Origin of the sequence: Streptomyces sp. NPDC059787 (assembly GCF_042732315.1) — a bacterium.
Lineage (GTDB): Bacteria > Actinomycetota > Actinomycetes > Streptomycetales > Streptomycetaceae > Streptomyces > Streptomyces atrovirens.
The window spans coordinates 220,256-229,710 of record NZ_JBHWHX010000001.1 but is presented as its reverse complement, the minus strand read 5'-3'; the positions used below and the strand labels follow the sequence as shown (position 1 = coordinate 229,710).

Annotated in this window: 8 protein-coding genes and 1 tRNA gene; all 9 read right to left on the bottom strand. The window is 66.0% G+C overall.

The genetic code is table 11. From position 1 onward, the window contains the following. Positions 1–113: 113 nt before the first annotated feature. The gene (rpoB, locus tag ACFV5H_RS01135; RefSeq protein ID WP_385058020.1) at positions 114–3,599 is read right to left on the bottom strand and encodes a DNA-directed RNA polymerase subunit beta; all 3,486 of its coding nucleotides are present in this window, start codon (positions 3,597–3,599) and stop codon (positions 114–116) included. Positions 3,600–4,179: 580 nt separating this feature from the next. After that, positions 4,180–4,560, bottom strand: coding sequence for a 50S ribosomal protein L7/L12 (gene rplL, locus ACFV5H_RS01130; RefSeq protein WP_385058022.1), 381 nt, complete (start codon positions 4,558–4,560; stop codon positions 4,180–4,182). A 123-nt stretch (positions 4,561–4,683) separates the two neighbouring features. Further along, positions 4,684–5,214, bottom strand: a complete 531-nt coding sequence (gene rplJ / locus ACFV5H_RS01125; RefSeq protein ID WP_085570272.1) for a 50S ribosomal protein L10 — start codon at positions 5,212–5,214, stop codon at positions 4,684–4,686. Between the two features lie 303 nt (positions 5,215–5,517). Continuing rightward, positions 5,518–6,471: a hypothetical protein gene (locus ACFV5H_RS01120; protein WP_385058024.1), complete on the bottom strand. Its 954-nt coding sequence runs from the start codon at positions 6,469–6,471 to the stop codon at positions 5,518–5,520. Between the two features lie 167 nt (positions 6,472–6,638). Further along, positions 6,639–7,364: a 50S ribosomal protein L1 gene (rplA, locus tag ACFV5H_RS01115; protein ID WP_004927356.1), complete on the bottom strand. Its 726-nt coding sequence runs from the start codon at positions 7,362–7,364 to the stop codon at positions 6,639–6,641. Between the two features lie 83 nt (positions 7,365–7,447). After that, positions 7,448–7,882: a 50S ribosomal protein L11 gene (rplK, locus tag ACFV5H_RS01110; RefSeq protein ID WP_073932788.1), complete on the bottom strand. Its 435-nt coding sequence runs from the start codon at positions 7,880–7,882 to the stop codon at positions 7,448–7,450. Positions 7,883–8,050: 168 nt separating this feature from the next. Further along, complete coding sequence (gene nusG / locus ACFV5H_RS01105) at positions 8,051–8,887, bottom strand: transcription termination/antitermination protein NusG (protein ID WP_385058026.1); 837 nt, start codon at positions 8,885–8,887, stop codon at positions 8,051–8,053. 80 nt (positions 8,888–8,967) lie between these two features. Then, positions 8,968–9,255: a preprotein translocase subunit SecE gene (secE, locus tag ACFV5H_RS01100; RefSeq protein ID WP_385058028.1), complete on the bottom strand. Its 288-nt coding sequence runs from the start codon at positions 9,253–9,255 to the stop codon at positions 8,968–8,970. Positions 9,256–9,364: 109 nt separating this feature from the next. After that, a tRNA-Trp gene (locus tag ACFV5H_RS01095) sits at positions 9,365–9,437 on the bottom strand. Positions 9,438–9,455 lie beyond the last annotated feature (18 nt).

The window sequence follows — 9,455 nt, the reverse complement described above, 5'->3', positions numbered from 1 at the left end:
ATATTTTTCGCCCTACCACTTGGCTAAAATCCCTGTCCGTGTCTTGAGTGTTGGGTTCTGTTCGGGGGCCCGGGGGGCGGCCGGCATCCCCGGGTACGCCCCCCCCACTCCCGTCAGACCTCTTCGACGCTGCTCGGCTCGCGCCGGGACAGGTCGATGCCGAGCTCCTCCGCAGCGCGGAAGACGTCCTCGTCGGTGTCACGCATCTCGATGGACATACCGTCGCTGGACAGCACCTCCACGTTCAGGCACAGGGACTGCATCTCCTTGATGAGGACCTTGAAGGACTCGGGGATGCCGGGCTCGGGGATGTTCTCGCCCTTGACGATGGCCTCGTAGACCTTCACGCGGCCGGTGACGTCGTCGGACTTGATGGTCAGCAGCTCCTGGAGCGCGTAGGCGGCGCCGTACGCCTCGAGTGCCCACACCTCCATCTCGCCGAACCGCTGGCCACCGAACTGGGCCTTACCACCCAGCGGCTGCTGGGTGATCATGGAGTACGGGCCGGTCGAACGCGCGTGCAGCTTGTCGTCGACCAGGTGGTGCAGCTTCAGGATGTACATGTAGCCGACCGAGATCGGCTCCGGGAACGGCTCGCCCGAGCGGCCGTCGTACAGCCGTGCCTTGCCGGACGGGAGCACCATGCGCTCGCCGTCGCGGTTCGGGATGGTGTGCTGGAGCAGACCCGCGAGCTCGTCCTCACGCGCACCGTCGAAGACCGGGGTGGCGACGTTGGTGCCGGGCTCGACCTTGTCGGCGCCGATGACCTGGAGCCGCTCGGCCCACTCCTCCGCGAGGCCGGAGACGTCCCAGCCGCGGCTGGCGAGCCAGCCGAGGTGGATCTCCAGGACCTGTCCCGGGTTCATTCGGGACGGGACACCCAGCGGGTTGAGGATGATGTCGACCGGGGTGCCGTCCTCCAGGAACGGCATGTCCTCGATCGGGTTGATCTTGGAGATGACGCCCTTGTTGCCGTGGCGGCCGGCGAGCTTGTCACCGTCGGTGATCTTGCGCTTCTGCGCGACGTAGACGCGCACCAGCTGGTTGACACCGGGGGGAAGCTCGTCGCCCTCCTCGCGGTCGAAGACGCGCACACCGATGACCTTGCCGGTCTCGCCGTGCGGCACCTTCAGCGAGGTGTCACGGACCTCACGGGCCTTCTCGCCGAAGATCGCGCGCAGCAGGCGCTCCTCGGGGGTCAGCTCGGTCTCACCCTTGGGCGTGACCTTGCCGACGAGGATGTCACCGGCGATGACCTCGGCACCGATGCGGATGATGCCGCGCTCGTCGAGGTCGGCGAGGACCTCCTCGGAGACGTTCGGGATGTCCCGGGTGATCTCCTCGGGGCCGAGCTTGGTGTCACGGGCGTCGACCTCGTGCTCCTCGATGTGGATCGAGGAGAGGACGTCGTCCTGCACGAGGCGCTGCGACAGGATGATCGCGTCCTCGTAGTTGTGGCCCTCCCACGGCATGAACGCGACCAGCAGGTTCTTGCCGAGCGCCATCTCGCCGTTCTCGGTGGCCGGGCCGTCGGCGAGGACCTGGCCGGTGATGATCCGGTCGCCCTCGTTGACGATGACCTTCTGGTTGACCGAGGTGCCCTGGTTGGAGCGCGAGAACTTGGCCAGGCGGTACGTGATGTACGTGCCGTCGTCGTTGGCGGTGGTGATGTAGTCCGCGGAGACCTCCTGGACCACACCGTCCTTCTCGGCCTTGACCACGTCGCCGGCGTCGACGGCGGAGCGGTACTCCATGCCGGTGCCGACGAGCGGGGACTCGCTCTTGATCAGGGGCACGGCCTGACGCATCATGTTCGCGCCCATGAGGGCACGGTTGGCGTCGTCGTGCTCGAGGAACGGGATCATGGCGGTCGCGACCGACACCATCTGGCGCGGCGAGACGTCCATGTAGTCGACGTCGTCACCGGGGACGTAGTCGACCTCGCCGCCACGGCGGCGGACCAGGATCCGGTTCTCGACGAACCGCATGTCGTCGTTGAGCGGGGCGTTGGCCTGCGCGATGACGAAGCGGTCCTCCTCGTCGGCGGTCAGGTAGTCGACCTCGTCGGTGACCTGGCCCTCGACGACCTTGCGGTACGGCGTCTCGATGAAGCCGAACGGGTTGATCCGGCCGTACGAGGCGAGCGAACCGATCAGACCGATGTTCGGGCCTTCGGGCGTCTCGATCGGGCACATGCGGCCGTAGTGCGACGGGTGCACGTCACGGACCTCGAAGCCGGCCCGCTCACGGGAGAGACCCCCCGGGCCGAGGGCGTTCAGACGACGCTTGTGCGTCAGCCCCGACAGCGGGTTGTTCTGGTCCATGAACTGCGACAGCTGGCTGGTGCCGAAGAACTCCTTGATGGAGGCGACGACCGGCCGGATGTTGATCAGGGTCTGCGGCGTGATCGCCTCGACGTCCTGGGTGGTCATGCGCTCGCGCACGACGCGCTCCATACGGGCGAGACCCGTACGGACCTGGTTCTGGATCAGCTCGCCGACGTTACGGATACGACGGTTGCCGAAGTGGTCGATGTCGTCGGTCTCGACCATGATCGAGCGACCGGACTCGCCGACCGTCTCGGTCTCACCGGCGTGCAGCTTCACCAGGTACTTGATGGTGGCGATGATGTCGTCGGTGGTGAGCACGCCGGCGTCCAGCGGCTCGTCCCCGCCGAGCTTCTTGTTCACCTTGTAGCGGCCGACCTTCGCGAGGTCGTAGCGCTTGGGGTTGAAGTACAGGTTCTCCAGCAGCGTCTGCGCGGCCTCACGCGTGGGGGGCTCGCCCGGACGCAGCTTGCGGTAGATGTCGAGCAGCGCGTCGTCCTGGCCCTGGGTGTGGTCCTTCTCCAGGGTGGCGCGCATGGACTCGTACTCGCCGAACTCCTCGAGGATCTGCTCGGTGGTCCAGCCGAGCGCCTTCAGGAGGACGGTGACGGACTGCTTGCGCTTGCGGTCGATGCGGACACCGACCATGTCGCGCTTGTCGATCTCCATCTCCAGCCAGGCACCCCGGGACGGGATGATCTTGGCGGAGAAGATGTCCTTGTCGGACGTCTTGTCGATGGAGGAGTCGAAGTAGACGCCGGGCGAACGGACGAGCTGCGACACCACGACACGCTCGGTGCCGTTGATGACGAACGTGCCCTTGTTCGTCATGAGCGGGAAGTCGCCCATGAAGACGGTCTGGGACTTGATCTCGCCGGTCTCGTTGTTGGTGAACTCGGCGGTGACGAAGAGCGGGGCCGCGTACGTGAAGTCGCGCTCCTTGCACTCGTCGATGGAGTTCTTCGGCGGCTCGAAGCGGTGGTCGCGGAAGGTCAGCGACATCGACCCGGAGAAGTCCTCGATCGGGGAGATCTCTTCGAAGATCTCCTCCAGACCGGACTTGGTGGGGACGTCGTGCCCGTTCTCGAGAGCCTCCTCGACCCGACTCTGCCAAGCGGTGTTCCCGAGCAGCCAGTCGAAGCTTTCGGTCTGCAGCGCGAGCAGGTTCGGAACCTCGAGAGGCTCCTTGATCTTTGCAAAGGAGATGCGCAGCGGGGCGGTGCTGGCACCGTTGTTCGTATTCGCGGTCGAGGCGTTGCGCGAGGCGGCCAAGAGGGGGTCCTTCCGAGGGCTCGGACTCACTACGCGCGTACCGGCCCCCCACTGGGCAGAGAGACAGACATCCCAGGTCAGAGATGATCTAGTCGTCGGTGCTCGAGCGAGGGCATGCCCCTGGTGACGGGCAGGGGACAGCTAACAGGCAGCGCAAAGGGTCAGTGTAGCCATTTGGCACACTGATGTCCAATGCCGGTTTACGGAACCGGTGGAGGCCCTCGTTCTTCTCAACTCCTGCTACAAGGCGCTGCCCTCAACGCACGTTGATACTGCCCTCTTTGCCGTCGATCCATGCCTCGGATTCGGATCCTTGTGACGACGCGTCCTGAGAATTGCGCGCTGCGTGCGGTTCGTCAAGGCCCCTCTTGCCGGAACCGCCTGCCACCAGGCGGATCTTCGCGGCCCCCGGAGGCACAACGAAGATCACCTTACTCCCCGCCGTCCCGGGAGCAAGGCAGCCGCCGCCGGACCCCTCATACGCCGAGGAGCGACCACCCGGATGGATGATCGCTCCTCAGCGCTTGAGCGTTACACGTCCCTGGGGACGCGCAGGGGACCCGTGGGGACCCCGAAGGTGTTACTTGACCTCGACGGAGGCGCCGGCGCCCTTGAGGGACTCGGCGGCCTTCTCGGCGGCGTCCTTGGCGACCTTCTCGAGGACGGGCTTCGGGGCGCCGTCCACGAGGTCCTTGGCCTCCTTCAGACCCAGGGAGGTCAGCTCACGCACGACCTTGATGACCTGGATCTTCTTGTCGCCGGCACCGGTGAGGATGACGTCGAACTCGTCCTTCTCGGCCTCGGCCTCGGCCGGGGCGGCAGCGGCGGCCGGGGCGGCGGCGACGGCCGCGGCGGCGGTGACGTCGAACTTCTCCTCGAAGGCCTTCACGAACTCGGAGAGCTCGATGAGGGTCATCTCCTCGAACTGGGCGAGCAGGTCTTCCTGGCTGAGCTTCGCCATGATGGCGGTCCTTCCACTAAATCGGCAGGTGCCGGGTGTACGGGGTGAGGCGGGCGTACATCGGGCCCGCGTCGACCCTCACCTCATGCGGTGCGTGCGGCGAGGATCGGAAAGCGAGCCGAATTACTCGGCACCGCCCTGCTCGTCCTGCTTGGCACGGAGCGCGTCCACGGTGCGGACGAGCTTCGAGGGGAGCGCCTGGAAGAGCTGAGCAGTCTGCGTCTGCTTGCCCTTGAAAGCGCCCGCCAGCTTGGCGAGCAGAACCTCGCGGGACTCGAGGTCCGCAAGCTTCTTGATCTCGTCGGCGGACAGCGCCTTGCCGTCAAGGACACCGCCCTTGATGACGAGATTCGGGTTGTCCTTGGCGAAGTCACGAAGACCCTTCGCCGACTCCACCGGGTCACCGGTGACGAAGGCGACTGCCGTCGGACCGTTGAACAGGTCGTCCAGCGTCGAGATCCCGGCCTCGTTGGCCGCAATCTTGGTCAGCGTGTTCTTCACCACGGCGTACTGGGCGTTCTCACCGAGCGAACGGCGCAGCTGCTTGAGCTGGGCCACGGTGAGACCGCGGTACTCGGTCAGCACGGCGGCGCTGGAGTTGCGGAACTGGTCCGTCAACTCGGCAACCGCGGCAGCCTTGTCGGGCCTCGCCATAGAGCCTCGGCCTCCTTCCGGGTGATTCGGACCGCGCGGACCCGAAGGAGGACTGGGGAAAACGAAACGCCCCGGCGCAGGCGCACGGGGCGTAGCTCAACCGGTCACTCGCGTCCTTGCGGCTGCGAACTCCGGGAACTCTTCCACTGACACCTGCGCGGGTCGTCCGCAGTTCAGCGGATCCTTCGGCCACCGTGAACTCTGACGAGCGCACGGCAACGACCAGCGGTCTTTGGCTTCCGTGGAAGAGTACGCGAACGGATCGGCGTCAAGCAAATCGACCGATCGGGAGCCTCAGGTCCTTCAGGAGTCGAGGCCGGCCTCGGGGTCCGCCCCGAGGTCCTCCAGCTCCTTCAGCATTTCCATGAGGTCGAAGGTCTCGCTCGCCGACGGCGCCTCGACCTCGGCCTTGGCACCGTAGTCGGAGTAGTTGGCCGTCATGTTCATCGTGCCCTGCGGCGTCTCCATGCCGACGGCCATCTTGACCGGGTAGTTGTCCTCGTTCACCCAGACCTGGGTGTCGTACCCCTTCAGGCCCGACTTCTTGGCGGTGGCGATCAGGTCCTCGCGCTCCTTCTCGGAGATCAGGTCGAACGACTTGTTGGCGTCGATCATCTCCTCGAAGCTCAGCGTGCCCTTGTAGCGCTGTGTCTGGACGCCGTCGACCTTCTCCGGGCCGACGTGCTTCAGGCTCGGCGACTCCAGCAGCAGGGCGAGCTGCTTGGCCGGGTCCTGGTTCATGTTCTCCAGGCCGCCGGTCATCTGCTTCTGGATCTCGGCGTCGCCGGACGCCTCGGCGATGGCCGCGAAGTCCATCTTCATCCAGCGCTTGCCGTCCATCTCGGCGGCCTGCTTCGCACCCATGTCCATGTACATGACGTTGTCGAGCATGATCATGCGGACCCGCTCGGGCGCCTCCGGGTCTCCCGCCGTGAGCGCGGAGCCCTTCATGGTGACGTCCATCACGGCCGGGTCCCAGCCCTGCACGCCGGAGATCTCCATGGTGCCGCCGCCGTCCACCCCGGCCGGCGTCGATATGGTCATCCGGACCTTGGAGGACTTGGCCTCCGATGTGTTCTTGAAGGCCGCCTGGAGGACCTTCGTCATCTCGTTCTGCGTCTGGACCTCGGCCCCCGCCGAGTCGGCGGCCTTCTTCTTCGTCCCGCCCCCGTCACCGTCCTGACAGCCCGCGACTCCCGCGACGACGGCCGCGGCCGTCAGACAGACACCCACGCGCTTCCATGCGGCCATGCCCATGAATCCCACCCCTGGTTGTTTCGCTGTGTCACACCTGTGAAGTCAGAAGAAAGGTAACCCACGCCACTGACACTGTCGTACGAAAAAAACCCGTCCCCACGCCTCGGACGAGACGCGGGAACGGGTCTTTCGCGGTGTGCACGGGCCGGTCACCCGGCCCGCCCGGCTCAGACGGCGGCCGGGTCCTCCTCGACGAGGAGGTTGCGGGTGCGGTTGGAGTCGAGCGGAATGCCGGGGCCCATCGTGGTGGTGATGGCGGCCTTCTTGATGTAGCGGCCCTTGGCGGCGGACGGCTTCAGACGGAGGATCTCCTCCAGCGCCGCTGCGTAATTCTCCACCAGCTTGGTGTCGTCGAACGACGTCTTGCCGATGATGAAGTGCAGGTTCGAGTGCTTGTCGACGCGGAACTCGATCTTGCCGCCCTTGATGTCGTTGACGGCCTTGGTGACGTCCGGGGTCACGGTGCCGGTCTTCGGGTTCGGCATCAGGCCACGGGGACCGAGCACGCGGCCGAGGCGGCCGACCTTGCCCATGAGGTCCGGGGTGGCGACGACGGCGTCGAAGTCCAGACGGCCCTTCGACACCTCGTCGATCAGCTCGTCGGCGCCGACGATGTCGGCACCCGCGGCACGCGCGGCCTCGGCACGGTCACCGGTCGCGAAGACCAGGACCCGGGCGGTCTTACCGGTGCCGTGCGGGAGGTTCACGGTGCCACGGACCATCTGGTCGGCCTTGCGCGGGTCGACACCCAGACGGAAGGCGACCTCGACGGTGCCGTCGAACTTGGTCGTGGACGTCTCCTTGGCGAGACGGACGGCCTCGAGCGGGGCGTACAGCTTCTCCCGGTCGATCTTGGCGTCCGCAGCGCGGAGAGACTTGCTGCGCTTGCTCACTGAAAGCTCCTGTGAATTGTCGAGGAGTCGTGGTCCGGGCCGAGCCGGCCCTTCCACTACTGCTTGGCTTACGGGGGTGGAGGTCAGCCCTCGACCGTGATGCCCATGGAACGGGCGGTGCCGGCGATGATCTTCGACGCGGCGTCCAGGTCGTTGGCGTTGAGGTCGGGCATCTTGGTCGTGGCGATCTCACGGACCTGGTCGGCGGTGATCTTCGCGACCTTGGTCTTGTGCGGCTCGCCGGAGCCCTTCTCCACACCCGCGGCCTTGAGGATCATCTTGGCGGCCGGCGGGGTCTTGGTGACGAAGGTGAAGGAACGGTCCTCGTAGACCGTGATCTCCACCGGGATGACCCAGCCGCGCTGCGACTCGGTCGCGGCGTTGTAGGCCTTGCAGAACTCCATGATGTTCACGCCGTGCTGACCCAGCGCGGGGCCGACCGGCGGAGCCGGGTTCGCGGCACCGGCCTGGATCTGGAGCTTGATGAGCCCCGTGACCTTCTTCTTCTTGGGAGGCATGGCTCTCCGGGTCCTTTCGATTCGGGTCCTGCCCGCGTCATGGGGACAACCCGGACGCAGGCATACCGCACAACGATAACGGGTATAGATGCGCGGCCAAAAACCGAGCAGGTCAGACGGACGCTCGCACGCCCGCCTGACCTGTTCGGAAGCTGTGTGCCAGAAGAGCTAGTTCTTCTGGATCTGGTCGAAGGAGAGCTCGACCGGAGTCTCGCGGCCGAAGATCTCCACCAGGCCCTTGACCTTCTTGGAGTCGGGGTTGATCTCGTTGATGGTCGCCTGCAGCGTGGCGAACGGGCCGTCGGTGACGGTGACCGAGTCGCCGACCTCGAAGTCCAGCACCTGGACCTCGACCTTGCGCTGCGGGGCCGGCTTGCCCTCGGCCTCGGCGGCCTCGCGGGCGGCCTTCTCCTCGGCCTCCGGGGCGAGCATCTTGACGATCTCGTCCAGCGTCAGCGGGTACGGGTCGTAGGCGTTGCCCACGAAGCCGGTGACACCGGGGGTGTTGCGGACGACGCCCCAGGACTCGTTCGTCAGGTCCATGCGGACCAGGACGTAACCCGGCAGCTTGTTCTGGCGGATCGTCTTGCGGTCGCCGTTCTTGATCTGGACGACCTCTTCCTGCGGCACCTCGGCCTGGAAGATGTAGTCCTCGACGTTCAGCGAGACGGCGCGCTGCTCCAGGTTGGTCTTCACCCGGTTCTCGTAACCCGCGTACGTGTGGATGACGTACCACTCGCCGGGCAGCGTCCGCAGTTCCTCACGGAGCTTCTCGACCGGGTCGCGGTCGTCCTCGGGCTCTTCGGCCTCCTCGGCCGCTTCCACGGCCTCGGTGGTCTCGTCCGCCTCGGCGCTCTCGTCCGCGGTGGTGTCGGCAGCCTCGGCCTCGGCGAAGGCCTCGGTGTCCTCGACGTCCGCGCCCTCGACGGCGGCGAGCGCGTCCTCGGCGGACTCGGCCCCTTCGCCGTAAGGCTCAACGGCGTCGTTCACGTTCGGGTCAGACACGGTGGCTGCTTCTTCCTGGATACAAGGGGTGGAACATGCGAAAAGGAGCGCCGGATACCTCGGCGCTCTTCGCTCTCGGCTCAGCCGAAGACGTACTTGGCGGCGTGACTGAGACCATAGTCGATCAGGGTGACCAGACCGATCATCAGGACGACGAAGACGATCACAGCGGTCGTGTACGACGTCAGCTGGTTTCGGGTCGGCCAGACGACCTTGCGGAGCTCCGAGACGATCTGGCGGTAGAAGAGCGCGAGGCGCTTCAGCGGACCCTTCTTGGCCCGCTTGCCGCCCTTGCGGGTCTTCTTCTGGGAGTCCGGCGCCTCGTCCTGGGCATCAGGCATGTCGATGGAGCCCACGGCGTCCGTCACTCGTCCTCACCTGATTCCGGGTCGTGGCCGTGCCGCGCCCGGTCTGAGCCCGCACGGCGGTGCATTGCTGTACGTACATGCGCACACATCCTGGCGAAGGTGTGTGTAGCAGGGCCGGAGGGACTTGAACCCCCAACCGCTGGTTTTGGAGACCAGTGCTCTACCAATTGAGCTACGACCCTTTGTGTGTCCCCCAACGT